At 61.3% G+C, this 24778-nt stretch carries 25 protein-coding genes and 1 tRNA gene; 13 read left to right on the plus strand and 13 right to left on the minus strand.

The genetic code is table 11. From position 1 onward, the window contains the following. Nucleotides 1–4: 4 nt before the first annotated feature. The 6 genes from NKH28_RS17260 to NKH28_RS17285 form a co-directional block, all read right to left on the minus strand. Complete coding sequence (locus NKH28_RS17260) at nucleotides 5–388, minus strand: type II toxin-antitoxin system VapC family toxin (protein ID WP_023677795.1); 384 nt, start codon at nucleotides 386–388, stop codon at nucleotides 5–7. Continuing rightward, a complete protein-coding gene (locus tag NKH28_RS17265) occupies nucleotides 385–777 on the minus strand; it encodes an AbrB/MazE/SpoVT family DNA-binding domain-containing protein (RefSeq protein WP_352616865.1) in 393 nt (130 codons plus the stop codon). The genes NKH28_RS17260 and NKH28_RS17265 overlap by 4 nt, the downstream gene beginning before the upstream one ends. Before the next feature lie 82 nt (nucleotides 778–859). After that, nucleotides 860–2023, minus strand: coding sequence for an isovaleryl-CoA dehydrogenase (locus tag NKH28_RS17270; protein WP_352471032.1), 1164 nt, complete (start codon nucleotides 2021–2023; stop codon nucleotides 860–862). Nucleotides 2024–2070: 47 nt separating this feature from the next. Then, nucleotides 2071–2733 carry a TetR/AcrR family transcriptional regulator gene (locus tag NKH28_RS17275; protein WP_352540763.1) on the minus strand — a complete coding sequence of 221 codons (663 nt, stop codon included), beginning with the start codon at nucleotides 2731–2733 and terminating at the stop codon, nucleotides 2071–2073. Nucleotides 2734–2878: 145 nt separating this feature from the next. Continuing rightward, the gene (locus NKH28_RS17280; protein WP_352471034.1) at nucleotides 2879–3157 is read right to left on the minus strand and encodes an acylphosphatase; all 279 of its coding nucleotides are present in this window, start codon (nucleotides 3155–3157) and stop codon (nucleotides 2879–2881) included. Nucleotides 3158–3247: 90 nt separating this feature from the next. Further along, the gene (locus tag NKH28_RS17285) at nucleotides 3248–4360 is read right to left on the minus strand and encodes a pyridoxal phosphate-dependent aminotransferase (protein ID WP_352540764.1); all 1113 of its coding nucleotides are present in this window, start codon (nucleotides 4358–4360) and stop codon (nucleotides 3248–3250) included. 122 nt (nucleotides 4361–4482) lie between these two features. Between NKH28_RS17285 and NKH28_RS17290 the strand changes: the two genes are divergently transcribed. After that, a complete protein-coding gene (locus NKH28_RS17290; protein WP_352471036.1) occupies nucleotides 4483–6135 on the plus strand; it encodes a tetratricopeptide repeat-containing sulfotransferase family protein in 1653 nt (550 codons plus the stop codon). 263 nt (nucleotides 6136–6398) lie between these two features. Here the strand turns inward: NKH28_RS17290 and NKH28_RS17295 are convergent, their stop codons facing one another. The 3 genes from NKH28_RS17295 to NKH28_RS17305 all read right to left on the minus strand — a co-directional run bounded on the left by NKH28_RS17295 (nucleotide 6399) and on the right by NKH28_RS17305 (nucleotide 8051). Next, nucleotides 6399–7550, minus strand: coding sequence for a porin (locus NKH28_RS17295; protein WP_352471037.1), 1152 nt, complete (start codon nucleotides 7548–7550; stop codon nucleotides 6399–6401). Nucleotides 7551–7647: 97 nt separating this feature from the next. Next, entirely contained in the window at nucleotides 7648–7899 is a 252-nt protein-coding gene (locus NKH28_RS17300; RefSeq protein WP_352471038.1) for a GIY-YIG nuclease family protein, read from the minus strand. A gap of 61 nt (nucleotides 7900–7960) precedes the next feature. Next, a tRNA-Ser gene (locus NKH28_RS17305) sits at nucleotides 7961–8051 on the minus strand. Nucleotides 8052–8500: 449 nt separating this feature from the next. On the opposite strand from NKH28_RS17305, the gene NKH28_RS17310 reads away from it, so the two are divergent. Together NKH28_RS17310 and NKH28_RS17315 are read left to right on the plus strand one after the other, a co-directional pair. Beyond that, complete coding sequence (locus tag NKH28_RS17310) at nucleotides 8501–9691, plus strand: porin (RefSeq protein ID WP_352471039.1); 1191 nt, start codon at nucleotides 8501–8503, stop codon at nucleotides 9689–9691. 238 nt (nucleotides 9692–9929) lie between these two features. Continuing rightward, nucleotides 9930–10988, plus strand: a complete 1059-nt coding sequence (locus NKH28_RS17315) for a tyrosine-type recombinase/integrase (RefSeq protein WP_353021512.1) — start codon at nucleotides 9930–9932, stop codon at nucleotides 10986–10988. A gap of 313 nt (nucleotides 10989–11301) precedes the next feature. Here NKH28_RS17315 and NKH28_RS17320 read toward each other — a convergent pair whose 3' ends face one another. Continuing rightward, nucleotides 11302–12189, minus strand: a complete 888-nt coding sequence (locus NKH28_RS17320; protein WP_352979788.1) for an alpha/beta fold hydrolase — start codon at nucleotides 12187–12189, stop codon at nucleotides 11302–11304. Between the two features lie 664 nt (nucleotides 12190–12853). Beyond that, nucleotides 12854–14893, minus strand: a complete 2040-nt coding sequence (locus NKH28_RS17325; RefSeq protein WP_352927483.1) for a lytic transglycosylase domain-containing protein — start codon at nucleotides 14891–14893, stop codon at nucleotides 12854–12856. 327 nt (nucleotides 14894–15220) lie between these two features. Between NKH28_RS17325 and dapA the strand changes: the two genes are divergently transcribed. The 4 genes from dapA (at nucleotide 15221) to NKH28_RS17345 (ending at nucleotide 18071) form a co-directional block, all read left to right on the plus strand. Beyond that, the gene (dapA, locus tag NKH28_RS17330; protein ID WP_352540767.1) at nucleotides 15221–16102 is read left to right on the plus strand and encodes a 4-hydroxy-tetrahydrodipicolinate synthase; all 882 of its coding nucleotides are present in this window, start codon (nucleotides 15221–15223) and stop codon (nucleotides 16100–16102) included. A 25-nt stretch (nucleotides 16103–16127) separates the two neighbouring features. Beyond that, nucleotides 16128–16607, plus strand: coding sequence for an SsrA-binding protein SmpB (smpB, locus tag NKH28_RS17335; protein ID WP_023768487.1), 480 nt, complete (start codon nucleotides 16128–16130; stop codon nucleotides 16605–16607). 106 nt (nucleotides 16608–16713) lie between these two features. After that, nucleotides 16714–17442, plus strand: a complete 729-nt coding sequence (locus NKH28_RS17340; protein WP_352979789.1) for a GH25 family lysozyme — start codon at nucleotides 16714–16716, stop codon at nucleotides 17440–17442. A 107-nt stretch (nucleotides 17443–17549) separates the two neighbouring features. After that, complete coding sequence (locus tag NKH28_RS17345; protein ID WP_352979791.1) at nucleotides 17550–18071, plus strand: hypothetical protein; 522 nt, start codon at nucleotides 17550–17552, stop codon at nucleotides 18069–18071. A gap of 30 nt (nucleotides 18072–18101) precedes the next feature. Here the strand turns inward: NKH28_RS17345 and NKH28_RS17350 are convergent, their stop codons facing one another. Then, nucleotides 18102–18779: a uracil-DNA glycosylase gene (locus NKH28_RS17350; RefSeq protein ID WP_352979792.1), complete on the minus strand. Its 678-nt coding sequence runs from the start codon at nucleotides 18777–18779 to the stop codon at nucleotides 18102–18104. Continuing rightward, entirely contained in the window at nucleotides 18776–19357 is a 582-nt protein-coding gene (locus tag NKH28_RS17355; RefSeq protein ID WP_023677774.1) for a LabA-like NYN domain-containing protein, read from the minus strand. The genes NKH28_RS17350 and NKH28_RS17355 overlap by 4 nt, the downstream gene beginning before the upstream one ends. Before the next feature lie 278 nt (nucleotides 19358–19635). On the opposite strand from NKH28_RS17355, the gene rpoZ reads away from it, so the two are divergent. The 6 genes from rpoZ to acpS all read left to right on the plus strand — a co-directional run bounded on the left by rpoZ (nucleotide 19636) and on the right by acpS (nucleotide 24717). Beyond that, nucleotides 19636–20037: a DNA-directed RNA polymerase subunit omega gene (gene rpoZ / locus NKH28_RS17360; protein ID WP_023677773.1), complete on the plus strand. Its 402-nt coding sequence runs from the start codon at nucleotides 19636–19638 to the stop codon at nucleotides 20035–20037. Between the two features lie 111 nt (nucleotides 20038–20148). Then, complete coding sequence (locus tag NKH28_RS17365) at nucleotides 20149–22377, plus strand: RelA/SpoT family protein (protein ID WP_352979794.1); 2229 nt, start codon at nucleotides 20149–20151, stop codon at nucleotides 22375–22377. 86 nt (nucleotides 22378–22463) lie between these two features. Beyond that, complete coding sequence (pyrE, locus tag NKH28_RS17370; RefSeq protein ID WP_352979796.1) at nucleotides 22464–23042, plus strand: orotate phosphoribosyltransferase; 579 nt, start codon at nucleotides 22464–22466, stop codon at nucleotides 23040–23042. A 42-nt stretch (nucleotides 23043–23084) separates the two neighbouring features. Further along, a complete protein-coding gene (locus tag NKH28_RS17375) occupies nucleotides 23085–23495 on the plus strand; it encodes a VOC family protein (protein ID WP_352979798.1) in 411 nt (136 codons plus the stop codon). 230 nt (nucleotides 23496–23725) lie between these two features. Beyond that, nucleotides 23726–24307: a DUF2062 domain-containing protein gene (locus tag NKH28_RS17380; RefSeq protein ID WP_352979800.1), complete on the plus strand. Its 582-nt coding sequence runs from the start codon at nucleotides 23726–23728 to the stop codon at nucleotides 24305–24307. After that, nucleotides 24304–24717, plus strand: a complete 414-nt coding sequence (acpS, locus tag NKH28_RS17385) for a holo-ACP synthase (protein ID WP_352467214.1) — start codon at nucleotides 24304–24306, stop codon at nucleotides 24715–24717. Before NKH28_RS17380 ends, acpS begins: the two co-directional genes overlap by 4 nt. Nucleotides 24718–24778: the final 61 nt, after the last annotated feature.

A 24778-nucleotide genomic window follows, 5' to 3' on the forward strand; every position in this document is an offset into this window, starting at 1 on the left:
GGCGCTACCGGATCAGCTCGATCTTGCAGCCGACATCGAGGTCGCCCCAATCGCGATCAGCGGTGACGGCAATGGCATTCTCGCGAATTGCCAGCGCCAGGCAAGCCCGATCGCCCAGCGACAAGCCGCGATGCCGCGTCAATTGGCGAAGCTGCCCGGCGGCGATGCCCATCGCGTCGTCGAAAACGGCGATCGGCATGCCGAGACTGGCGAGGTCGTCCGCAGCCTGTTCCATGCTGCGTCCCTTGTCGATCAGCTTGGCGATGATTTCGGCCGCATTGACCGAACTGCATTGTGCATCCGGCGCGAACCCCAAAGCATTATCGGTGCCTTGCTCGTTGAGCAGGATTGCGAGCGCCGCCGAACTGTCCATGACATAGGGCTTCATTTCGCCCGCTTTCCCGTTGTCCCTTCGGCGTGAAGCCGGTCGAGACGCTTGTCGCTTCGGCGCTGCTCTTCCCGTCGCTCTTTCAGAAATTCGTCGACGACGCTTTCACCGGGCTGTTTCAACGCTGACAATTCGGCCTGGACGCGTCGCAGATTCTGCAGCCACGATCTTACCCGCAGTTCGCCGTTCTCGACATGCAGGATCATATCGTCGCCAGGCTTCACGCCCATCTCCTCGCGCATCGCGGCAGGGATGACGAAGCGCCCGCCCTCGCCAAGCTTGACACGCTCGCGTTTCGCCGGAGCGCGAAGCTGTGGTTGGCGAGCGCCGGCATCGAACTGTGTTTGCGGATCTTCGTCAAATCCGGACTTTCCCGTTCTGCCCGCCATGGTCCACCTCGCCTGCATTGTGGCACATTGCCCGAAGTATGCCACATCGTGCGGCTTCTGGCAAAAGCGCAAAAGAATGCCATCAGGCGCTCTCCGACATGATTTCTCGTCCGATCAGCCAGCGACGGATTTCGCTGGTGCCGGCGCCGATCTCATAAAGCTTGGCGTCGCGCAAAAGCCGGCCGGTCGGGTAGTCATTGATGTAGCCGTTGCCGCCCAAAAGCTGGATGGCGTCGAGCGCCATCAGCGTTGCCTTTTCGGCGGCGAAGAGAATACAGCCGGCAGCATCCTTGCGGGCCGTCTCACCGCGATCGCAAGAGGCGGCCACGGCATAGACGTAGGCGCGCGCCGCGTTCATCGTCGCATACATGTCGGCGAGCTTGCCTTGCACCAGCTGGAACTCGCCGATCGGCTGACCGAACTGCCTGCGTTCATGCACGTACGGTATCGCCACGTCGAGGCAGGCCGCCATCAGCCCGACCGGGCCGCCGGCCAGCACGGCGCGTTCGTAGTCGAGGCCCGACATCAGCACCTCGACGCCGCGCCCTTCCTCGTGCAGCACATTGTCGAACGGCACTTCGACATCCTCGAACACCAGCTCGCCGGTGTTCGAGCCGCGCATGCCGAGCTTGTCGAGCTTTTGCGCCACCGAAAAACCGGCAAAGGCTTTTTCGACGATGAAGGCGGTGATGCCGCGCGAATTGAGTTCCGGATCGGTCTTGGCGTAGACGACCAGCGTCTCGGCATCCGGCCCGTTGGTGATCCACATCTTGGTGCCGTTGAGCACATAGCGGTCGTTGCGCTTTTCGGCGCGCAGGCGCAGCGACACGACATCGGAGCCGGCACCCGATTCCGACATCGCCAGTGCGCCGACCTTTTCGCCGCTGCAGAGCGATGGCAGATACTTTTCCTTCTGCGCCTGCGTCGCCCAGCGGTTGATCTGGTTGACGCAGAGGTTGGAATGGGCGCCGTAGGAGAGGCCGACCGAGGCCGAGGCGCGCGAAATCTCCTCCATCGCCACGACATGGGCAAGGTAGCCCATGCCGGTGCCGCCGAAATCGGGATCGGCGGTGATGCCGAGCAGGCCGAGCCCGCCGAGTTCGGCCCACAGATGTGCCGGGAATTCGTTCGAGCGGTCGATTTCGGCGGCGATCGGTGCGATCTTTTCCTGGGCGAAGCGCCGCACCAGGTCGCGCAGCGCCTCGATGTCTTCGTCAAGCCCGAAGTTGAGCGTATGCATGTACATGCCGTTCCTCCCGGCGCACGATCCCGAAATCGGGATCATGCGCGAAATCAAGTTGCTAGAGCGTCCTTTGCGCGCCCGAATAGAGGCGCGGCGTCGTAGCTCGTTGACGCGCCATCGCTCTTTGCTCCAACAAGGCGCATTGTCATTGCCAGATATGTAGCGGTGACTTCGGCGATCGACAGCCGCTCGCCCGGCCGGAACCAGACGATGACGCCGGTCATCATCTGGATCAGCGCCATGGCGGTGAGCCCGGTGTCTTCGATGCTGAATAACCCCGCTTCGACGCCGTCGCGCAGGATGGCGCGCAGCTCCTTCTCGTAGGCCGTGCGCATGCGCAGGATCTGCGTGAGTTTTTCATGCGACAGGCTGCGCAGCTCCATGTTCGAGACATGGGTGGAGTGGCGGCGTTCGATATGGAAAGCGATGTGGTTTTCGACATAAGCGGCAAGCCGCGCTGCCGGATCAGCGCCGACAGGGCGTGTTGCGCGCCACGCCTCGATCAAGCCTTCCATATGCTCACGCATCAGCATGAACAGAAGGTCCTGCTTGGTCGGGAAGTAGCGGTACAGCGCCGCTGCCTGGACGCCGACCTCGGCCGCCAACTGGCGCATCGACATCGCCTCGTAGCCGAGACGCGCAATCAGGCTGACTGCCGCCTCGCGGACCGCAGCTTCGGTCTTCTCTCCGTCGGAACCGGTCGTACGCGCCATGACAAGCCGCCTTTTCGCGGAAAATAAAACAAACGTTCAATTAATTCAAGAGGCGCGTCCGGGCAGGGCAATGGCTTCAGATTTGCTCTATCTGCACCCTCGAGAACTTTGTGCGATGGAAGCGAATGAGCAGGACCATGCCTTGCTAGGCAACAATCCTGAAATCGGCCGACATGTCGCGAGCCTCGATCTCCTCGACATCGACCTTCGAAACCGCTGCCTCTGGGGGCCCTTGCCGAAGCCGTTCGATCATTGTCGAGACCGCCGCATCGGTCCCTGCAATCAAGGCTGTCACCGAGCCGTCAACTTCGTTGCGCACCCACCCGGCAAGGCCAAGCGCCGACGCCTCGCGCCGCGCCCAGACCCGGTAGCTGACGCCTTGCACCTTGCCGTAAATGCGTACCTGCACAGTCCGGTCGGTCATCACGCTCTCCATCCTCTGAGTCGAGTCTGGCGCATCGCCGTGCAAATTCAACCGCGTTGCCGCCGGTCAGCCACATAGGGCGAAGGCTCTTCAGTTCCCCCGCGCTGCCGCCAGCGCGCCAGGCAGTTCCTCGGCAAAGATGTCGAGTTCGTGGTCGAGGCCGACACTGACCCGGATGCAGCGGTCGAGAACCGGCACCATCGGCTTGCGGATGAAGACGTCGCGTGACAACAGCGCCTGCAGCACTTTTAGTGCGAAAGCGCCGTCGCGGCCGCAGTCGATGGTGACGAAATTTGTGGCCGAAGCCAGCGGCTTCAGCCCGTTCGCTTCGGCTATTGCGGCAATGCGTCGACGGCCGGCGGCGACCCGCGCCACCACGCTCTCCAGCCAGGCCTGATCGGCAAGCGCCTCGACACCGGCGATCTGCGCCATGCGGCTGACGCCATAGTGGTTGCGGATCTTCTCGAAGTCCCGAATCACCTGGGCCTCGGCCACCGCATAGCCGCAGCGTATGCCGGCCAGCCCATAGGCCTTGGAGAAGGTGCGCATGCGGATGACGTTCGGGCGCGCCATATCGATCGGCGGCAGCGCTGAGGCTGGCCCTAATTCGCCATAGGCTTCGTCGAGTACCAGCATCGTGGTCTCCGGCAAGGCTTCGATGAAGCGGCTGAGCTCGGCGGCTTCCCACCAACTGCCCATCGGATTGTCCGGATTGGACAGGTAGACCAGTGGCGCCTTTTCCTTGGCCACTGCCGCCAGCAGGCCGTCGAGGTTTTCCCGATCGTTCTCGTAGGGCACTGCGACCAGCCGGCCGCCGACGCCGGCAACATGAAAGTTGAAGGTCGGATAGGCGCCGCGCGAGGTCACCACCGCGTCGCCGGGCGCCACATACATGCGCGCCACCAGGCTGAGCAGCCCGTCTATGCCTTCGCCGATGACGACGTTTTCGGCGCCGACGCCGAGATGCCCGGCGGCAGCTACCTTCAAATCGTGATTGTCAGGGTCGCAATACATCCACATGTCGCCGGCAATCTCAGCCATGCGGGCAATGACGCGCGGGGAAGGGCCAAAACTGCTCTCATTGGCGCCGATGCGGGCGCGAAAGGCGCGGCCGCGATCACGCTCCTGCGCCTCCGGGCCGACAAACGGCACCGTGGAGGGAAGCGCGTCGATGAGCGGCGTAAGGGGAGGGCGCAGGCGCATGATAGGGCTCGTTCGAAAGGGGGCCTTCTTCTTGCTAGCCTGCCGGCTTGGCCTGCGCAAGTTCCGCGGCAGGCGGGAACGTCAGGCTGGATTCTCCCGGATCATTTTGCTAGCGAGACATGATGAGCAACCGACTGCCACCCGCTTGGTCCAAGCACATAAAGTCCCGTTCGGCGCCGAACGTGCAACCGCCGAAAGTGAAACCGCCGTCGCGCGCGCAAGCTGACGACATGCTGCTGCGACAGGCGCTCGAACTTCAGCAAGCCAAGCGGCTCCCGGAGGCGGAGGAATTATGCCATCGCGTTCTCGCCCGCACGCCCAACCACCCGCTTTCGCTCTATATACTCGGCACGTTGGGGCTCGGTGTCGACGATGAGTTGGCTCTCCAATATTTTGCGCGGGCAGCAAGCCAGGCGCCTCAAAATCCTTATTTCCACCTCAGCCTGGGAGAGATCGGTCTAAAGCTCGGCGACAGCTTGCTTGCTATCAAACACCTGCAGCGCGCCTGTGAATTGAAGCCCGATCTGGTGGAAGCGCTTTGCGGACTGGCGCGTGCCTACGTCAACTTCGACAAGGCCGAGATGGCTTTGCCCCTTTACGAGAAGGCGCTAAAGATCAACAGCGATCATCCCATGGTCCGGACAGGTCTGGCTGGTGCACTCACCAGCGTCGGTCGCATGGACGAAGCCGGAGCGTATCTGAAGCAGGCAATCGAACGTCGCGTCGATGTTGGAGAGGCCTACAATAGCCTGGTCGACACGCGCAAGTTCACCGAAAAACCTGCCGAGCTCGACTTTATCCTGAGCGAACTCTCCAATCCCAAGCTTGACCCGGATGTTGCATCGCAGCTCCATCACGCCGCAGGCAAAGTGCTGAACGATCTTCAGCGTTATGAAGAGGCGATGGATCACTTCCAGAAGGCAAAAAAGGCCGCTGGCCATGGTTTCGATCTGGAGTCCTTCCGGCGCAGCATCGATTCCATGATCGAGATATTCAGCCCGTCACTGTTGGAAGCCAAGGCTGGCCACGGCAGTCCGTCCGAAGTGCCTGTGTTTGTGCTGGGCATGCCCCGGTCGGGGACGACGCTGACGGAGCAAATCTGCGCGAGCCATCCGGATGTCCATGGCGCCGGGGAGCTTTCTAAACTACGGCGAATGGCGGGCTTGATGGGTTTCGGAACGCAGTCGGATGAGGCCTTGCGCAGTTCGATCATGTCAATGACGAGGGACCAGTCTAGGGCGCTGGCCGAAGAATACCTGTCCTATCTGCGTCAACACGCGCCTGGCGCGTTACGCATCGTCGACAAGATGCCTCATAATTTCGAGGTTATCGGCTTGATCGGAATTCTCTTTCCCAACGCACGCATAATTCATTGCCGGCGCGATGCCATCGACAATTGCGTCTCCTGCTTCGTCTTGAGGTTCAACAAGGAGCATGGCTACAACGCCGATCTTAAGACTCTCGGGCTGTACTACCGTGAATATGATCGCCTGATGCGACATTGGAATAAGATTTTTCCGCGACGTATCTTCGAAAGTCGCTACGAGACGCTGGTTGTCGATCAAGAAGCACAATCCCGCCGTCTCATCGATCATCTTGGATTGACCTGGGACGATGCCTGCTTGCGCTTTTTCGAGACGAGCGGGTCGGTCAATACCCCCAGCCGCTGGCAGGTGCGGCAGCCGATCTATGCATCATCGGTCAAGCGCTGGAAAAAGTATGAGAGCGCAATTCAGCCGCTGATTGACGCCTTGGGCGATCTGGCTGAAATTTGAACAAGTAGGATGCGCCCGATCGGCCGAGGTCGATCGTGACTTGCTGTCGAGATACATTGATCCGGTAGGCCAGCTCTTCAGATCGGCCCAAGTTTTTCTTTTGCACGAACAAGCGTGCGGAGCGAGCATTGCATTCGACCAGCCCTGCGATCGGCTGCTCAGCAGCAGCCTGCATTATGCATCGAGAGTTGACAGCTGCCTCGCGCCGATATGAAAAACCCGGCGGTTGCCCGCCGGGTTCAATCTCAAACTAGCTCGGACTGCTAGAATGAGCGCTGGAAGCGGAGCATCCCGCCGACGCTGTCCTTGTCGTCGGCATTGGTCCAGTTGCGATCGTAGGCTTTGTCAAACTGGCCGTCGCGGGCCCAATCGACTTCGGCAGTGATCGTGAGACCGGGAACGATATCGTAGGCAATGTTCGCGGCGACGCCGTAGTTTTTGTCATCGTCAGCCGAGGCCTGGAGATTGAACGAGGTCTTCTCGTTGATGGTGTAGGTGCCACCACCCCAGACTGCCCAGTTGCCGCCCCACTGCTTGTAGAAGTTGCGGTCGATGTTGTCGTCAGAGCCGTAGCCGGCCATGATGAACAGTGTCAGGTTCTGTATCGGCGTAACGTCGACGCGAACCTTGCCGGCCCACTCTTCCCAGGTGCTGTCATAGGCGGCGACACCGGTGATCGAGCCCCAGCCCTGCGTGTATTTGATGCCGCCGACGACATACGGGACATAGCTGTCGATGGAATCATTGCCGCTGTTGCTGTCTTGGAAAATGCCAGGATCCGCAGCGGCACTGCCCGAACCGGTTTCCAACGAAGCCACGGCCGAGAAGCCGTTTCCGGCATCGAAGTAATACTGGACGACGTTGGTGTCGAAGCCGCCGTAGGGGACCAGCGTATCCTGGATGACGTTGCCGGCGTAGCCGATGAAGGTGTCGAAGGCCGATTCGTCCTTACCGACGCGCAAACCACCGAGCTGGACCCAGGCAAAGTTCAGCGAAACGCTCGTACCGCCATTGAAGTTGTCATCAAGATAATCGTTGTGGTTACCCCAGTTGAAGCGGGTCTCGGTGTAGGTCTTCAAGGTACCGAGCTCGGTTTCCTGACCGGTCCAGGTCTTCAGCGTGAAGCGGGCGTGCTTGTAGTAGGTATCCTGAGAGTCGCCGTCCTGCTGATCGGTAGTCTTTGCACCGTCGAATGAGCCGACGTCACCGATGCCGATGTCATAGCGAACATAGCCGCCGATACGCAGACAGGTTTCGGTGCCGGGGATGTAGAAGTAACCAGCGCCGTAGACGTCACAGATCTTGACGTATTCAGCGGGTTCCGGCTCGGCGACGACGACGGCATCGGCGGCGCGCGCACCGGAAACTGCGATCAGTGCCGCAGCGGAGCCGAGAAGAAGGCTCTTGATGTTCATTTTCTGACCTCCAGTCAGAATCGGGACGGAGGTCGGCGAAAAGCAGCTCGTTGGGTTTGTTTTTATTTATATTTCAAATAGATAGGTCCTAAGGCCGTCAATGAGGCCGTGTCGGCCAAAAACGTTTACTCGCAAAGGCCTTGCCAGAACCGGTCTTGAAATATCGCTCGAGTTGCCGTGCGTTGGCCTCGGTTTCAACCCCGACGTAGGACTTCAAAGTTACAGGCAGATAGGCCTTGGTCGAAGTCACATAGCCTGATCGGTGCGAATCAAAACGGCGTCGAAGATCGTTGGTCGATCCGACATAGACATCGCCGTTACCGAGTTGCAGAAAATAGACGTACCACATGGTCCCCCTGCGCTACTTCGTAGCTTCGGGCGACACCCTACGCCCAAAATGCGGCTTCGGGTGGCGGAGAGGATGGGATTCGAACCCACGAGAAGCTTTTGACCTCTACTCCCTTAGCAGGGGAGCGCCTTCGACCACTCGGCCACCTCTCCGTTGCGCCGGTGGATAAAGAAAAGCGCCGGCACAATCAACAAGCTGACGCTATTATCCTTGAAAAATCGACCCTTCGCCAAAGCGCCGCGCGGCGATGTGGCGATTCTACGGCAATTCCCTGGTTCGCGACTCGGGCCATGGTCACATTTCGGGCCGACCATCGCCGGAATCCGCGGTTTGCAACGGCTTGCGAAGGGCCGTTGGTTAACGGGAGCTTTCGGAGTGAGGCCAAATCGTGTCATTTGTGCAACAACGCCGGGGTATAGCGCCAACACAAACCTTTTGCCGGTACGATCGTGGTTGAACGCCGCCGTCTCATGGGTAATGTCGGGTTTGAAGGAGCGGCGCGGTGCGCATCTTTTTCGGTAGTGGGGATGGGGCAGGGAACGCTGTCCTTCAGCAAAGAATACCCAGACCCGTTTTTTAACTTTTGACTGGAGGTCAGAAAATGAACATCAAGAGCCTTCTTCTCGGCTCCGCTGCGGCACTGATCGCAGTTTCCGGTGCGCGCGCCGCCGACGCCGTCGTCGTCGCCGAGCCGGAACCCGCTGAATACGTCAAGATCTGCGACGTCTACGGCGCTGGCTACTACTACATCCCCGGCACCGAAATCTGCCTGCGCATCGGCGGCTATGTCCGCTATGACATCTCCGTGGGCCAGGCTGGCTCGTTCGACGGCGCCAGGTACCAGGACCTGTCGGATGCCTTGGATGGTGAAGACAACGTCAACGACGGCTATTACAAGCAGGCTCGCTTCACGTTGAGGACCTACACCGGCCAGGAAACCGAGATGGGCACCTTGAAGACCTACACCGAGACCCGCTTCAACTGGGGAACGGGTCACTATGACGACACCGCCTTTTCCAACTTTGGCAGCAGAGGCGTTTCGCTGAACTTCGCCTGGATCCAGCTTGGTGGTCTCCGCGTTGGTAAGGACGAAACAGCCTTCAATACGTTCACCGGCTACGCCGGCAACGTCATCCAGGATACGATCGTTCCCTACGGCGGCTTCGACACCAACGTCGTCCAGTATTACTTCGATGCCGGAAACGGCTTCTCGGCGGTGGTTTCGTTGGAAACCGGTGAAGGCTTTGTCGTTGCTGACGTTGGGCCTCCACTTGTCCTCAATCTCGGTCACGACTCGATCGACAGCTACGTCCCGTATGTCGTCGGCGGCGTGAAGTACACGCAGGGCTGGGGATCCATCAGCGGTGTTGTTGCCTATGACAGCAGCCTGGAAGAATGGGCCGGCAAGGTTCGCCTCGACGTGACGCCGATGCAGAACCTGTCGCTGTTCTTGATGGCCGGCTACGGCTCTGACGACAATCTCCCGCGCAACTTCTACAAGCAGTGGGGCGGTAACTGGGCAGTCTGGGGTGGTGGCACCTACACCATCAACGAGAAGACCTCGTTCAATCTCCAGGCGTCGTATGACGAAGCCAAGGAAGCTGGCGTCGCGGCCAATATCGCCTACGACATCGTTCCCGGCATGACGATCACGGCCGAAGTGGACTGGGCTCATAACAGCCACCACATCGATAGCGACTCGCTGCCCGGTTATGAATACAACTGGACCGGCATCCCGGGCGACAAGAAAAACGCCGTTGGCGGCTTCCTCCGCTTCCAGCGCTCGTTCTAAGGGCTGGACTTAAGGCAAGTGAAATCCAGCCCGGGCGCCTTAACGCCCGGGCTGTTTTTGTTTTCGCGACTGGTCGCAAACAGAAGGAAAAGGGGGTTCGGTAGCTGAACAGGGTTGTGGAACGATGTCGTTGGGATCCGCCGCTGGTGGATGAAATCGGCCGCAACGCTTAAAACTCTTGAAAGGGCACCGCCAAGCAGGTAGGTCTAGGCCTATCCACTCGGGGGTGTGGCGAATAATGACGAACGATGCGATTCAAGAGGGAGGAACCTCTGATCATTTTTCGATGTTTTCTTCTCAAACTGCAAAGATAAAATACAGTTACAACAAGATACGAGAAGTAAAGTCGCATAGGATCGGAGAACTTTTTTCAGCATACCGGGATATACTTTGGGATGACGGGCGGCATAAATACAATGTCAGCTCCTTCATCGGCGAAATAGACGAGATCCTCCTTGGGGAGCGTTTCAGCGCCTTTGACCAAAGCACCCTCGACAATCTTATCGGCACCTTGCGCCAGCGCGGCAACAGCAACGCAACCATCAACCGGAAGATGGCTGCCCTCAGCAAACTGCTGCGCAAGGCTCACAAGATGGGAGATATCCACAGCCTGCCCGAGTTCCGCCGCCAGAAGGAGCGGGCGGGACGGATTCGTTTCCTCGAAAGGGACGAGGAGGCCCGGCTGTTCGCTGCCATCAAGAGCCGCAGCGAGGACGCTTATCGGCTTTCCGTCTTTCTCGTCGACACCGGTTGCCGCCTCGGCGAAGCGCTGGGTTTGATCTGGAACGATATCCAGGAGCACCGCGTCAGTTTCTGGATCACCAAATCCGGCCGCAGCCGCACCATTCCGATGACCGAGCGGGTAAAAGAGGTGATCAAGCTGCCGGCCACCGAGGGCCGCCGGCCCAAAGGCCCGTTCACCAAGCTCAGCCAGGCGCAGTTTCGCGCCATCTGGAACGATGCCAAGGCCGAAGTCGGGCTTGGCGCCGACGATCAGGTCGTGCCGCATATATTGCGCCATACTTGCGCCTCGCGTCTCGTCCAGGGCGGCATCGACATCAGGCGCGTGCAGATGTGGCTCGGTCACCAGACGCTGTCGATGACCATGCGCTACGCCCATCTGGCCACCAACGACCTCGATGGCTGCGTCACTGTGCTGGAGACGCCGCGGTGCAGTGGCGCGGACAGTGGCGGCGCAAGCGCTTTGTCTGCTCCACCTCCGGCAAGGCGAGGGCCAAAAGGCGAGCCGGCCGCAAGCAAGGCCCCAAAGCCAGCAAAGAGAAGCGCCAAATCCTGACGGATCTGACGTGAGACATCAGCCCGCTCAGGGTTGCGCTGCCCCTCATTGCCCTGCGGGGCATTTCTCCCCGTATGGCGACGGGGAGAAAGGCGCTCTTGCGAAAGATTTCGCTAATCCCCAGCGTTGCAGATACCTCCCTTCTCCCCGTCGCCATACGGGGAGAAGGTGCCGGCAGGCGGATGAGGGGCAGCGCCGACATCGATAAAATTATTTCACCGCTAATTCCAACGGAACTGTCAATGGCCGCCGGAAATGCTTTGACCGACGCAAAACTTGCGCGTGAATTACTTCGCTCGGTCGAGCTTTACTTCTAACCACCCCGCTGCTCCGCCCGGTCAAGAAAACCAGCGATCCTGCTCGGCAGGATCCCGGAGTCCAAAAACGGTGCATGCCCCTGGCCGTCGGCGGTGATCGTCTCGATATCGGTATGGCGCGTCCGCATCTGCTCGAGCGTTTCAGCGGACAGCAACTTCGAATTGGCGCCGCGTATGACGAGCATCGGGATGGCCGCCAGTGCGTCGAACTGTGGCCACAGATCTGGCAGCGGCCGGCTGGGATCGAGCCCCGCCAGTGTCTCGACCAGTTTCGGATCGAAATCGGGCAGAAATCCCTCCTCGGTCTCGCGGTAGAGGGCTGATACCATCCGCTCCCAATCCGCATCGGTCAGCGCCGCAAAATCCGCGCCATGGGTGCTGCGCAGGCCGCAGACCACCTCCGCGTACGTCTTCGGCCTTGGCGCGGGGTCGAGGTAGGAGCGGATATGGGCGAGACCTTGCGAGTCGATCACCGGGCCGATGTCGTTGAGGACGATGGCCTTCAGCACGGCCGGCCGCATCGCCCCGAGCACATGGATGATCAGTCCACCGCGCGAGGTGCCGATGAAGGCAGCCTCGTCGACGCCAAGTGCAGCCAGCCCGGCGAGAATATCCCCCGCTTCGATGCCGATATTGTAATGGCCGATATCGGCATCGTAGGCGGACTGCCCGCGCCCGCGATAATCGAAGGCGACAACCCTACGCTTCGCCTGCGTCGACAGATAAAGCGCCAGCTCGTGAAAATCACGGCAATTGCGGGTCAGGCCAGGCAGACAAACGACTGGCCAACCGCCGGAATTCGCTTCGCCGTAGATGCGGGCGTGCAGGCACAGCCCGTCCGGCGCGGCGTAGAAGAAATCGGAAAAACCCTGCTCGATTGGCATGTAGACTCCGTTCCTCTCACCGCCGGATCGCATCGACTGCTACAGGCGAGGGGCAGGTAAGGTCAAAATAGGGAAGGCGCCGGCGTTGGAGGTCCCTCAACGGGAAGATTGGCTGCCATCGTCGCTTTCGCCAGGTTTCGTAGGATGCAGAAAGGCACTGTCCCCGAAGCTGCCGATCTCCCACTTGAGGGCAGGGCTATTGCAGATGGAAAGTCGAGGCTTTCGCTCTACGACGGACCCCCACCCCTAACCCCTCCCCACAAGGGGGAGGGAGACTTCCGTTGGCACTGACCTCGGCAAATTGCCTGCCTTTCGGCGCCAAAAAGGGAAGTAAGGGCATGCGGCAGCGTTCCCTCCCCCTTGTGGGGAGGGTTAGGGTGGGGGTCCATCTTCGTAAGAATCCAAATGCGATTGCCCTGCGCTTGGGGGGATGTCTGGTGATTGGCAAGGAGGGCAGGACAGAGCGGGCCGCTGTCCCGCCAACTCCACGTCCGGAACCTTCATAGCCAGAAACAAAAAAACCGCCTCGGTGGGCGGGTCGTTGGAGCCAATTAGCACCATACCGAAATTAGTAGCATAGCTGCCGGCACAAAGCAAGAACAAAATACGCCGTGACCGACAAATTCGCGAAGGATCGCAGCTGACTTGGTTTGAAGCCCGGTCGTCACCCCCGGCCGTTCACCAAGTCCCCGACAATGTCATATTTGCCGGAGATACGCATCTTGTAGACCTCGTAATTCTCCATCACGCGCTGAACGTAACTTCTTGTTTCCGTATAGGGAATCCGCTCGATCCAGTCGACGACTGCATCGACGTCCTCGCCGCGCGGGTCGCCGTATTTCGCCACCCACTGGGCGGCGCGGGCGGGGCCGGCATTGTAGCCGGCGAAGGTCAGCACGTAGGAGCCGTCGAAACGGCCGAGCTGCTCGCCCAGAAAGGCGGCGCCCAGCGTTGCATTGTAGCCGGCATCGGTGGTCAGCCGCGCCTGCGAGAAAGTCATGCCGGCCTTCTTCGCCAATTGCTTGGCCGTGCCTGGCATCAGCTGCAGCAGTCCGCGCGCGCCGGCGCTGGAGACGGCGCCGATGTTGAACTCGCTTTCCTGCCGGGCAATCGCATAGGCCAGCGCCTTGCCCGAGCCGGAGACGTTGGCGGTGTCGGGAATGACGCCGAGCGGATGCGACAGCGCGCCTACGTCGATGCCGCGGGCGCCGGCGATCTTGCCGACCTTCAGCGCCATGAAATGGTTGCCTTGTCTTTCCGCCAACACCGCAAGCAGCGCCAGTTCGCCGGGGCTGTTCAGCTGCCCGGCAAGGTCGCGGTAGAGGGTTTCGGCATAGCGGTCATAGCCTGCCTGCTGCAGCCGCTCGATGGCGCTGACCGCCTCGCGGGTGGTAAAATTCCGGCGGTCGGCGGCACTTGGCTGGGGGTAGACGATATTGAGGGTCTGCCGGCCGACACGCTCGCCGGCGAGCTGGCCGTAAAAGGTCGTGCCGTAGCTAGCGGCACGGCTGAAAAAATCCTTGGCATTGCCGGGCCCGCCGACTTCGGCGGCACGGCCGAGCCAGTAATAGGCGCGCGACAGCGACATCGGCCCTTGGGCGAGCTCCGCGATTTGCGCAAAATGCTTGGCGGCGGTGCTCGGGTCGTTGAGGCCGCGCAGCGCGTACCAGCCTGCATGGAATTCCGCCTCGGCAGCATTGGCGGGACTTTCGGCGGCATGCGCGGCGACTATTCTGTAGGCGGTCTTCATGTCGCCCTGGTCGACCAGCTCGCGCGACAGCACCCGGCGTTCGACCCACCAGGCGTCCGCATCGACCAGAGCGTCACGATCGCCCGGCGCCTTCATCACCAGCGCGGCTGCGTCGGAAAATTTCTGTTGCTTGCGCAGATATTCGGCTTCGGCAAAGAGATAGCCGACCGCCCGCTGCGCTGCCGGCACCGCCTTCAGCAGCTTGGCCGCGTTCTTGTCGCCCTTGCTGACCGCCGCCCAGGCGTCGGCCAATTGCTGGGCGCCGGCGAGACCGGCGACGCGTAGCGCCGAAGCGACCCGGTCGGCATAAAACATGCGCTCCATGCGGAAGCGATGGTCGGCGGCCGGGATCAGCGCGCCGAACTCGCGGATGACCGCCGCCTCGTCCCCGGCTTCGAGCTTTTCGGTGCGCCAGAATGGCGACAGCACCGAGCGCGCCGCCTTGGTATTGCCTAGCGCTACATAGGAGCGCGCAAGGATCACCACGCCCTCGAAGGTCAGCGGCTGGCTGCCGTCGAACGCCCGCACCACGACCTGTGGCGCGGGGTTCTCGCGATAGAGCGCGCGCTCGCTGTTCTTGCGCAAGGCGATCGTGCCCGGCCAGTTCGGCAGCATCTTCGCGGCATCGGCGATGTCGCCGCTCGGCACCTGGTCGCCGCCATAGAGCGCAATCGCCCAGGCAAGGATGTGCCGATCGAGCGATTTGGCCGGCAGCGCTTCGCGCACCTGGCGCGCGCGCTGAATGTCGTTTGCCGCAAGCGCATCGAGACCGCTCTTCAGCGCCGCGACGCTGGCGGATGGCGAAGGGGACTGCTGCAGTGCATCGTTCTGCGGCTCCGTCATCGGGATCGCCGACGTGACCTGCCCATCGACGCTGCCGCCGATCGCCGCGCCGGGGACCAGCACAACGATCGCGCCGAGAAGCGCGAAAAGATGAGGCCGCCTGGTCGGCATGGATTTGGTCATTTCCTATTCTTCGATGCTACCACTGGCACAGATGAACTGCAGCCTATTCGTCTGTGATGAAGGGCCCGTAAAGAAAACCTTATCGAGGTCGTTCGAATTGCAATTGCTGGCGCAATGCTTGCCGCGCAACAATGTCGAGACTATGGTGCGCCGCTTCGCTTTCGGCTAGAAGGCGCGCACGACAAACACCTACAGCGCCGCGGGTCTTCTCAGACGCGCAAAGGACGTTGTAGCAATTTAAATTTGGCGCATAACCCTTTCCGAAATCGACTGCGATTTTCGGGGTCATGCGCTAGTCCCAAGGAGTTGGACGACATGCTAAGAGGCTCGCTGACCGCGCTCGTCACACCGTTCGAAAAGAGCGGCCGTTTCGACGAGAAAGCCTTTCGCGCGTTCATCACCTGGCAGATCGCCGAAGGCACGACGGGCGTGGTCCCGGTCGGCACCACCGGCGAGTCGCCGACGCTGTCGCATGACGAGCACCGCCAAGTCGTCAAGGTTTGCATCGAGGTCGCCAAGGGCCGGGTTCCGGTCGTCGCCGGCGCCGGCTCCAACAACACCGAAGAGGCGGTCGGCCTGGTCCAGTATGCCGAGAAGGCGGGTGCCGACGCGGCCCTTGTCGTCACGCCCTATTACAACAGACCGACACAGCGCGGCCTCTATGCGCATTTCGCCGCCGTCGCCAAGGCAACCAGTCTGCCGATCATCATCTACAACATTCCGCCGCGCTCGGTGGTCGACATGAGCCCCGAGACGATGGGCCAGTTGGTGCATGACTTCAAGAACATCGTCGGCGTCAAGGATGCCACCGGCAAGGTCGAGCGGGTTTCGGAGCAGCGCGCCACCTGTGGCAAGGATTTCATCCAGCTCTCCGGCGAAGACGCCTCGGCGCTCGGCTTCAACGCGCATGGCGGCGTCGGCTGTATTTCTGTGACGGCAAATGTCGCACCCAGGCTTTGCGCTGAATTCCAGGAGGCAACGCTTTCCGGCGACAGCGCCAAGGCGCTCGACCTGCAGGACCGTCTGTTGCCGCTGCACAAGGCGATTTTCATGGAGCCCGGCGTTTCCGGCGCGAAATATGCGCTGTCGAAGCTGGGCAAGGTCGAGAACGTGCTGCGCTCGCCGCTAATGACGGTCGAGCCGTCGACCGCCGAGAAGATCGACGCGGCGATGAAGCACGCCGGCTTGATAAACTAGGGATGAGGCGCCACCTGTCCGCATCATGAATCAAGTCAGAAAAGCCGATCCCAACAACAAGACCGTTGCGGAAAACCGCAAGGCGCGGTTTTCCTATGAGGTGCTCGACACGATCGAGGCCGGCCTGGTGCTGACCGGTACGGAAGTGAAATCGCTGCGCCAGGGCCAGGCCAATATCCAGGACAGCTACGCCTCGGTCGAGGGCGGCGAGATCTGGCTGATCAACTCCTATTTGCCGGAGTATCTGCAGGCCAACCGCTTCAACCATGAGCCGCGCCGCCGCCGCAAACTGCTGCTCAACAAGCGTGAGATGGCCAAGCTGGCGCAAAGCGTCGACCGCGAAGGCATGACGCTGGTGCCGCTGAAGATCTACTTCAACGACCAAGGCCGTGCCAAGCTGCTGCTCGCCGTTGGCCGCGGCAAGAAGCTGCACGACAAGCGCGAGACCGAAAAGCAGCGCGACTGGTCGCGCGAGAAGGGCCGGCTGCTGAAGGAGCGAGGGTGAGGTGCGGTCCGCGAAGCGGAGGAAAAGCCAGCGATTTGGCTTTTCGAGCGACGAACGCCCGGAGCCATAGCGGCGGGCAGGGCGGACCAAAAGGGATAGGTCTCGTTTGAAAAACCGGATCGTCTTATGGGGCGCGGCCGGTCTGCTCGTGGCGGGCCTCGTTCTGGCCGGCGGCTATACCTACTTCCAGACATTTTCTCCGGACCGCGGCAAATATCCGGTCAGGGGCATCGACGTCTCCCATCATCAGCGGCAGATCGACTGGCGGCGTGTTGCCGCCGACGATGTCGCCTTCGCCGTGATCAAGGCGACGGAAGGCGGCGATCATGTCGACGATGCCTTCGCCGCCAATTTGCGCGCGGCCCGCGCCGCCGGTCTTGCCGTCGGTGCCTATCATTTCTTCACCTTCTGCAGACCGGGTGCGGATCAGGCACGCAACTTCATCTCGGTGGTGCCGCACGATCAGCCTTTGCTGCCGCCGGTGGTAGACATCGAGTTCGGCGGCAATTGCCCGCAGCGGCCAACTCCCGAACAGCTGAGCGCCGAACTCTCCGCCTTCCTCGGCCCGGTCGAGGCGGCGTTCGGCAAGACGGCGATCCTCTATGTGACCGACGAGGTGGCGCAAGCCTATGCCGGGCAGCTAGCCAGCCGCCCGCGCTGGCTGCGTTCGCTGGCGCTGCGGCCGGGCCATGACAACTGGATCTACTGGCAGTATCACAACCGGGGCCGCGTCGACGGCATCAGCGGCGACGTCGACCTGAATGTTCTCCAGGGCGGACCTGCGACGCTGGCCGCATTGGTTGCCGCAGCGCCTGAAACGACAGCGTCGGATTGATGCTATTCCCGTCCACCAAAACACCCTCGATGGCACGAAGACAGAGCGACGAAGCGTTCCCCATGTGGCTATTCATGTCGCAGGCGGCGCCGTGCTAAGTACATTTGATGCCGGAGCGCCCTTCATCAACCAATGACAGCAACGCCCCGCCTGCTGCGACGGACGGCGGCGACGCCCGCCTGGCATTTGTTTATGCGGAGGCGGTGCGTGGCCTCCAGCACCAGCAGGGCGTGGTTGAAAGTCTCAATACGCGCGCCGGCAATCTGATCTTCGCAACCGCGTTCGCGAGTTCTCTCCTCGGAGGAAGGGCGCTCCTGGATGGCGTGGGGCCTTGGGACTGGCTGGCGCTGACATTGCTTTTTCTTATCGGGCTGCTGGTCGCGATTATGGTGTGGCCGTATTATAACTATACGTTCCGTTTCGATCCAGAGAAGCTGCTCCAGGACTTCGTCGATCAGCACCCTCCCGCAACCCTGGACGGGATGCACCGAGCGCTTGCGCTGCGCATCAAATCCGACATGGCCAGCAATTGGCGGATCATCCAACGCCTGCGCGTCGCGCTGCAGCTTGCACTGTTTCTGTGGTTGCTGGATCTCCTGGCCTGGTTGTTCGCGATCGCCCGAATCTAGGGCTCGTGCCCTGGCGGGCGTCGTCCGACTCTATGTCTTCAGAAAAGCTTCTATCTGACTGAAGACGTTGACGAACATCGCTTCCGTCAACACGCCGGTATTGGTGTTGTAGCGCGAGCAATGATAGCTGGAAAACAGCGTGATGCCATTGGCCTGCTGCTGCCCACCATGCCGGAACGGATAGGCGGCAACGCGTTGGCCGAGCGCCCGCACGGTCGACTGGTGCGCGATCGAGCCAAGCGCCAGCACAGCGCGCAGATTTGGAAATCGCGCGATCGTCGGCACCAGGAACGTCCGGCAGGTCGCTATCTCGGCGCCAACCGGCTTGTTGTCCGGCGGCACGCAGCGCACCGCATTGGTAATCGCCGTACCGACAAGCTCCAGCCCGTCATCCGGTCGCGCTTTGAATTCGCCGCGCGCAAAGCCGTGCGCGATCAGCGTGTTGTAGAGCAGGTCGCCGGCAAAATCGCCGGTGAAGGGGCGCCCCGTCCGGTTCGCCCCGCGCAGTCCAGGCGCCAGCCCGACGATCAGCAGACGCACTGCTTCCTCGCCTTCCGGCGGCAAAAAGGTCGGCACCGGCGCGTTGAACCAGGACGGCTCGCGCCGCCGCCACTCGGCGATGAAGTCGTGCAACCGCGGGCAGAGCGGGCAATCGCGATCGGGTTCGGGGGAGACGACCAGGGGAGCGGTCAAGGCAACGACCGTCAATAGTCTTCCTCGTCGACTTCGGCCGGTTCGGGCCGGCGCACCGGCCGCTCCGACGGGTCGCGGCCGACTTCATTCTTGAGCGTCATCAAGTCGATGAAATGGTCGGCCTGGCGGCGCAGATCGTCGGAGATCATCGGCGGCTGCGAAGCCATGGTCGAGACGATCGACACCTTGCGCCCGCGCCGCTGCAGCGCCTCGACCAGCGTGCGGAAATCGCCGTCGCCCGAAAAGATGACATAATGGTCGACGACATCGGCAAGCTCGAGCGCATCGACGGTCAGCTCGATATCCATATTGCCCTTAATCTTGCGCCGGCCGGTCGAGTCGGTGAATTCCTTGGCCGGTTTGGTCACCACCTTGAAGCCGTTATAGTCGAGCCAGTCGATCAGCGGCCGGATCGAGGAGTATTCCTGATCCTCGACCAGCGCGGTGTAGTAATAAGCGCGCAGCAGATAGCCGCGTTTCTGGAAGCTCGCCAGAAGTTTGCGGTAATCGATGTCAAAGCCCAGCGCGCGCGAGGTGGCGTAGAGATTGGCACCGTCGATAAAGAGAGCGATTTTTTCACGAGGATCGAACATGGAAAATGTCCTTTTTCGAAATAAGCGATCGTCTAAATGCGTGGCGACTATCGGCCGGTCTGATAATAGACCTGTTGGCCTTCATCGTTCGAGATAACGCCAGTTTTACGGCAATCCAAGGCACCATAGCGCACCGCAAGCAATTGTGATCGGCGCTGTGTCGCCGCAGGCGGCCCGCGTCAGAGCTGCGCACCGCCATAAAAGCTTGTATTTTGGCGGCGTTCGGGTTATGGACCGCGCCTGTTTTCCATCAAATCCAGGCATGAAAGGGGCAACTCATGGCCCGCGTAACCGTTGAAGATTGCATCGACAAGGTCGACAACCGCTTCGAGCTGGTGCTCTTGGCCGGCCACCGCGCCCGTCAGATCAGCCAGGGCGCGCAGATCACCGTACCGCGCGACAACGACAAGAACCCGGTCGTTGCGCTCCGCGAAATCGCCGAAGAGACGCTGTCGCCGGATGACCTCAAGGAAGATCTCATTCATTCGCTGCAGAAGCATGTCGAGGTCGATGAGCCGGAAGCCGATGGCGAGGCGATTGCCGACCAGACCGGCAGCGCCGTTGCAGCCACCGATGCCGACGACGCCGAGGACAACGTCACCTTCGATCGCATGACCGAAGAAGACCTGTTGGCCGGCATCGAAGGCCTGGTGCCGCCGGAAAAAAGCGACGATTATTGATCTTAGCGACAACTGCCGACACTTTCGCGTCGGCAGTTTCGTGGCTATCTATGACATGCGCCGTACGCCAGTGCGGCGCATGATTCATTTCAGCATTGCGAGATCCCGCCCATGATGCGTCAGTATGAGCTTGTCGAGCGCGTCCAGCGCTACAAGCCTGACGTCAACGAGGCGCTGCTCAACAAGGCCTATGTCTACGCCATGCAGAAGCATGGCCACCAGAAACGCGCCTCCGGCGACCCGTATTTCTCGCATCCGCTCGAAGTCGCCGCCATCCTCACCGAAATGCACATGGACGAGGCGACGATCGCCGTTGCCTTGCTGCACGACACGATCGAGGACACCACGGCGACCAGGGCCGAGATCGACGAATTGTTCGGCCCGGAAATGGGCAAGCTGGTCGAGGGCCTGACCAAGCTGAAGAAGCTCGACCTCGTCTCGAAGAAGGCCGAGCAGGCGGAGAACCTGCGCAAGCTGTTGCTGGCGATCTCGGAAGACGTGCGCGTGCTTCTGGTCAAGCTCGCCGACCGCCTGCACAATATGCGCACGCTCGACCACGTGCCGGAAGCCAAGCGCCTGCGCATCGCCGAAGAGACGATGGACATCTACGCGCCGCTGGCCGGCCGCATGGGCATGCAAGGCATGCGCGAGGAGCTGGAGGAGATTGCCTTCCGCTTCATCAATCCGGAAGCCTACCGCGCCGTCACCGCACGGCTGGCCGAAATCTTCGAGCGCAACAAGGGCGTGCTGTCGGAGATCGAGAAGGCGCTCTCCACGCTGTTCGACAAATATTCGATCAAGGCCGAGGTCAAGAGCCGGCAGAAGAAGCCGTGGTCGGTATTCCGCAAGATGGAGGCCAAGGCGCTGTCGTTCGAGCAGCTGTCCGACATTTTTGGCTTCCGCGTCGTTGTCGAGACGGTCGAGGACTGCTACCGCGCGCTCGGCGCCATCCACACCACCTGGTCGATGGTGCCCGGCCGCTTCAAGGATTACATCTCGACGCCGAAGCAGAACGACTACCGCTCGATCCACACCACCATCGTCGGCCCCTCGCGCCAGCGCGTCGAATTGCAGATCCGCACCTACCAGATGAACAAGATCGCCGAATACGGCGTCGCCGCTCATTCGATCTATAAGGATACCGGCGGCAAGATGAATGGTGCCGCCCATGCGATCTCGAAGGAAACCAATGCCTATGCGTGGCTGCGGCGCACCATCGAGCAGCTTGCCGAAGGCGACAATCCCGAGGACTTCCTCGAAAACACCAAGCTGGAGCTGTTCCAGGACCAGGTATTCTGCTTTACGCCGAAGGGCATGCTGATCGCGCTGCCGCGCGGCGCCACGCCGATCGACTTTGCCTATGCCGTCCACACCGATGTCGGCGACACTTGCGTCGGCGCCAAGGTCAATGGCCGCATCATGCCGCTGATGACGGAGCTGAAGAACGGCGACGAGGTCGAGATCATCCGCTCGAAGGCGCAGGTCCCGCCGGCGGCGTGGGAATCGGTGGTCGTTACCGGCAAAGCACGCTCGGCCATCCGCCGCGCCACCAAGAACGCTATTCGCAAGCAATATTCGGGTCTCGGTATCCGCATTCTGGAGCGCGCCTTCGAACGGTCCGGGAAGACCTTCACCAAGGAAAACCTGAAGCCGGTGCTGCACCGGCTGGCGCGCAAGGACATCGAGGATGTGCTGGCCGCGGTCGGCCGTGGCGAACTAGCCTCCACCGATGTCATGAAGGCGGTGTTTCCCGACTACAAGGACGAGCGCGTCACGCTGGTCGCGCCCAAGCAGCGCGAGGAGGGCTGGTCGAAGATCCGCAACGCCGCCGGCATGCTGTTCCAGATTCCGGGCCGCGCCGCGCGCAAGGACAAGAACCAGCCGCGCGACGACGCGGTGCCGATCCGCGGCGTGCGCGGCGATCTGCCGGTGCGCTTCGCGCCGGAGGGGGCAGTGCCAGGCGATCGCATCGTCGGCATCGTGCAGCCGGGAACCGGTATCACCATCTATCCGATCCAGTCGCCGGCGCTGCAGGCCTTTGACGACCAGCCCGAGCGCTGGATCGACGTGCGCTGGGACATTGACGAGCGCACCAAGGAGCGGTTCCCGGCGCGCGTCTCGGTCACCGCCATCAACGCGCCGGGTTCGCTGGCCGATATTGCACAGGTCGTCGCATCCAACGACGCCAACATCCACACTTTGTCGATGGTGCGCACCGCGCCCGATTTCACCGAAATGCTGATCGATCTCGAAGTGTGGGACCTCAAGCACTTGAACCGGCTGCTGTCGCAGCTAAAGGACAATTCGAGCGTCAGTGACGCAAGGCGCGTGAATGGGTGAATAGTGAATAGTGAATAGTGAATAGTGAAGAGGGTGCTCTCACTACCATTCACCATTCACCATTCACCATGGACATGGAGTGAACGATGAACACCGATGAAGTGCTGGGTATTTTCCGCGAGGCCGGCGCCGTGCTCGAAGGGCATTTCATCCTGACGTCGGGCCTGCGCAGCCCGGTCTTCCTGCAGAAAGCGCGTGTTTTCATGCATGCCGACAAGACCGAGCGCTTGTGCAAGGCGCTCGCCGAAAAGATCCGCACTGACGTGCCCGGCAGGATCGACTACGTCGTCGGCCCGGCGATCGGCGGGCTGATCCCGGCCTATGAGACCTCGCGCCATCTTGGTGCGCCGGCGATCTGGGTCGAGCGGGAAGGGGGTGAATTCAGGCTGCGCCGTTTCGAGATCGCCAAGGGATCGCGCGTCGTCATTGTCGAGGACATCGTCACCACCGGCCTGTCGATCCGCGAGACCATCGACTGTCTGCGCGCACTTGGCGCCGAAGTCGTTGCCGCCGCATGCATCATCGACCGCTCGGCCGGCAAGACCGATGTCGGCGTGCCGCTGATCGCGCTCGCCGAATATGAAGTTCCGGCCTATCCGGCCGACAGGCTGCCGCCCGAGCTCGCCGCCATACCGGCGATCAAGCCGGGCAGCCGCAACATCTAATGCATGTCGCCCAAAAGTGTGCGGCGGTTTTGGGACAACGACATGCATAAAAACAAGTCAAGAGGCGCTGCCGTGATTGCCGGCATCGATCATTTCGTGCTGACAGTTCGTTCGGTGGACGATACCTGCGCCTTCTATCAGCGCGTGCTTGGCTTCAAGCGCCTCGACGAGCCGGACCGACCAACGGCGCTGCTGTTTGGAACGCAGAAGATCAATGTGCATCAGGTCGGGCGTACCTTCGAGCCGAAGGCCAAGGCGCCGACGCCGGGCTCCGGAGATTTCTGCTTGATTGCTGCCCGGCCGCTCGCCGAGATATGTGCCAACCTCGCCGCCAATGGTGTGATGATAGAGGTCGGCCCGGTCGAGCGTGTCGGCGCTCGGGGCGCGATGATGTCGGTCTATTTCCGCGATCCGGACGGCAACCTCGTCGAGGTCAGCGAATATCGATCCTAAGTGACGCTCCTTAAATTCGCCGCGATCATGCCCTGTTCAGAACGGCGATACCCAAGGCTGGCGCGACCGGCCACCGAGCGGATGCCCTCGGCCTCGTTGTTCTTCGGCCAGCGCATCGCTATATCAAAGTCGTAGTTGCTTTTCGGCGACCGGAGAGCGCAGCATAGGCTGTCGCGCCTGGCTGGAAAGGCCGGCGTGAAGCCATCGACGGAACTAGGAACAGGAACAGAGTGCTTTTTCGACGGCGCAAGCCTGATGGTTTTTTCGAGCGGGTGCGTACTTATTTGTGGCCGCGCCGCTCGTTCTCGCGCTCGCTGCGGTATTTCTCCAAACGCATCCTGCGGCTTCGGGCCACGCCGCATGCCGTGGCCGCCGGTGTTGCGGCGGGCGTATTCGCGTCGTTTTTCCCGCTTGGCTTTCACTTCATCATTGCTGCCATCCTGTGCTGGCTGATCGCCGGCAATCTGGTCGCGGCAGCACTCGGCACGGTCTTCGGCAACCCCCTGACCTTTCCGCTGCTATGGGCCGCCTCCTGGGAGGTCGGCAAGCTGATCCTGCATGAACACCTGCCGGCGCATGGCCCGCCCGCGCATCTCGGCGAGATGCTGCATAATCTTTCCTTTGCGCAATTGTGGGGACCGGTGCTGAAGCCGATGACGATCGGCGCAATACCGCTCGGCCTGGTTTTCGGCCTGCTGTTTTACGGCATCACCCGCTGGGGCATGGTCACTTTCCACGAGCAGCGCCGCAAGCGGCTGGCCGAAAGAGCGGCAAAGGCTGGAAAAACCGGGCCGGAAGTTCCTGCCGAATGATTATCGGTATTGGCAGCGACCTCATCGACATCAGACGCATCGAGAAGTCGCTGGAACGCCATGGCCAACGCTTCATCCAGCGCATCTACACCGAGATCGAACAGGCGCGGTCCGAAAACCGCGCGGCGCGTGCGGCCTCCTACGCCAAGCGTTTCGCTGCCAAGGAAGCTTGCGCCAAGGCATTGGGCACCGGTATGGCGCAGGGTGTGTTCTGGCGCGACATGGGGGTCGTCAACCTGGCCAGCGGCAAGCCGACCATGGCGCTGACCAATGGGGCGGCAGCGCGGCTGGACGAAATTCTGCCTGAAGGGCACCGCGCGGTGATCCACCTCACCATCACCGATGATTTTCCGCTCGCTCAAGCCTTTGTGATCATTGAAGCGTTGCCGGTCGAAGAAGCGCCACATTGATTGCATCTGACCACCGGCATGACGTTGCCCAGCGCGCGCCGAGACTCTATACCATCCAACG

The organism is Mesorhizobium sp. M1227 (genome assembly GCF_040318315.1).
GTDB lineage: Bacteria > Pseudomonadota > Alphaproteobacteria > Rhizobiales > Rhizobiaceae > Mesorhizobium.

What these genes read in the sequence shown, in the direction of transcription:
- NKH28_RS17260 (WP_023677795.1), bottom strand. Translation starts at nt 388, where the DNA reads ATGAAGCCCTATGTCATGGACAGTTCGGCGGCGCTCGCAATCCTGCTC.
- NKH28_RS17265 (WP_352616865.1), bottom strand. Translation starts at nt 777, where the DNA reads ATGGCGGGCAGAACGGGAAAGTCCGGATTTGACGAAGATCCGCAAACA.
- NKH28_RS17270 (WP_352471032.1), bottom strand. Translation starts at nt 2,023, where the DNA reads ATGTACATGCATACGCTCAACTTCGGGCTTGACGAAGACATCGAGGCG.
- NKH28_RS17275 (WP_352540763.1), bottom strand. Translation starts at nt 2,733, where the DNA reads ATGGCGCGTACGACCGGTTCCGACGGAGAGAAGACCGAAGCTGCGGTC.
- NKH28_RS17280 (WP_352471034.1), bottom strand. Translation starts at nt 3,157, where the DNA reads ATGACCGACCGGACTGTGCAGGTACGCATTTACGGCAAGGTGCAAGGC.
- NKH28_RS17285 (WP_352540764.1), bottom strand. Translation starts at nt 4,360, where the DNA reads ATGCGCCTGCGCCCTCCCCTTACGCCGCTCATCGACGCGCTTCCCTCC.
- NKH28_RS17290 (WP_352471036.1), top strand. Translation starts at nt 4,483, where the DNA reads ATGAGCAACCGACTGCCACCCGCTTGGTCCAAGCACATAAAGTCCCGT.
- NKH28_RS17295 (WP_352471037.1), bottom strand. Translation starts at nt 7,550, where the DNA reads ATGAACATCAAGAGCCTTCTTCTCGGCTCCGCTGCGGCACTGATCGCA.
- NKH28_RS17300 (WP_352471038.1), bottom strand. Translation starts at nt 7,899, where the DNA reads ATGTGGTACGTCTATTTTCTGCAACTCGGTAACGGCGATGTCTATGTC.
- NKH28_RS17310 (WP_352471039.1), top strand. Translation starts at nt 8,501, where the DNA reads ATGAACATCAAGAGCCTTCTTCTCGGCTCCGCTGCGGCACTGATCGCA.
- NKH28_RS17315 (WP_353021512.1), top strand. Translation starts at nt 9,930, where the DNA reads ATGACGAACGATGCGATTCAAGAGGGAGGAACCTCTGATCATTTTTCG.
- NKH28_RS17320 (WP_352979788.1), bottom strand. Translation starts at nt 12,189, where the DNA reads ATGCCAATCGAGCAGGGTTTTTCCGATTTCTTCTACGCCGCGCCGGAC.
- NKH28_RS17325 (WP_352927483.1), bottom strand. Translation starts at nt 14,893, where the DNA reads ATGCCGACCAGGCGGCCTCATCTTTTCGCGCTTCTCGGCGCGATCGTT.
- dapA (WP_352540767.1), top strand. Translation starts at nt 15,221, where the DNA reads ATGCTAAGAGGCTCGCTGACCGCGCTCGTCACACCGTTCGAAAAGAGC.
- smpB (WP_023768487.1), top strand. Translation starts at nt 16,128, where the DNA reads ATGAATCAAGTCAGAAAAGCCGATCCCAACAACAAGACCGTTGCGGAA.
- NKH28_RS17345 (WP_352979791.1), top strand. Translation starts at nt 17,550, where the DNA reads ATGCCGGAGCGCCCTTCATCAACCAATGACAGCAACGCCCCGCCTGCT.
- NKH28_RS17355 (WP_023677774.1), bottom strand. Translation starts at nt 19,357, where the DNA reads ATGTTCGATCCTCGTGAAAAAATCGCTCTCTTTATCGACGGTGCCAAT.
- rpoZ (WP_023677773.1), top strand. Translation starts at nt 19,636, where the DNA reads ATGGCCCGCGTAACCGTTGAAGATTGCATCGACAAGGTCGACAACCGC.
- NKH28_RS17365 (WP_352979794.1), top strand. Translation starts at nt 20,149, where the DNA reads ATGATGCGTCAGTATGAGCTTGTCGAGCGCGTCCAGCGCTACAAGCCT.
- pyrE (WP_352979796.1), top strand. Translation starts at nt 22,464, where the DNA reads ATGAACACCGATGAAGTGCTGGGTATTTTCCGCGAGGCCGGCGCCGTG.
- NKH28_RS17375 (WP_352979798.1), top strand. Translation starts at nt 23,085, where the DNA reads ATGCATAAAAACAAGTCAAGAGGCGCTGCCGTGATTGCCGGCATCGAT.
- acpS (WP_352467214.1), top strand. Translation starts at nt 24,304, where the DNA reads ATGATTATCGGTATTGGCAGCGACCTCATCGACATCAGACGCATCGAG.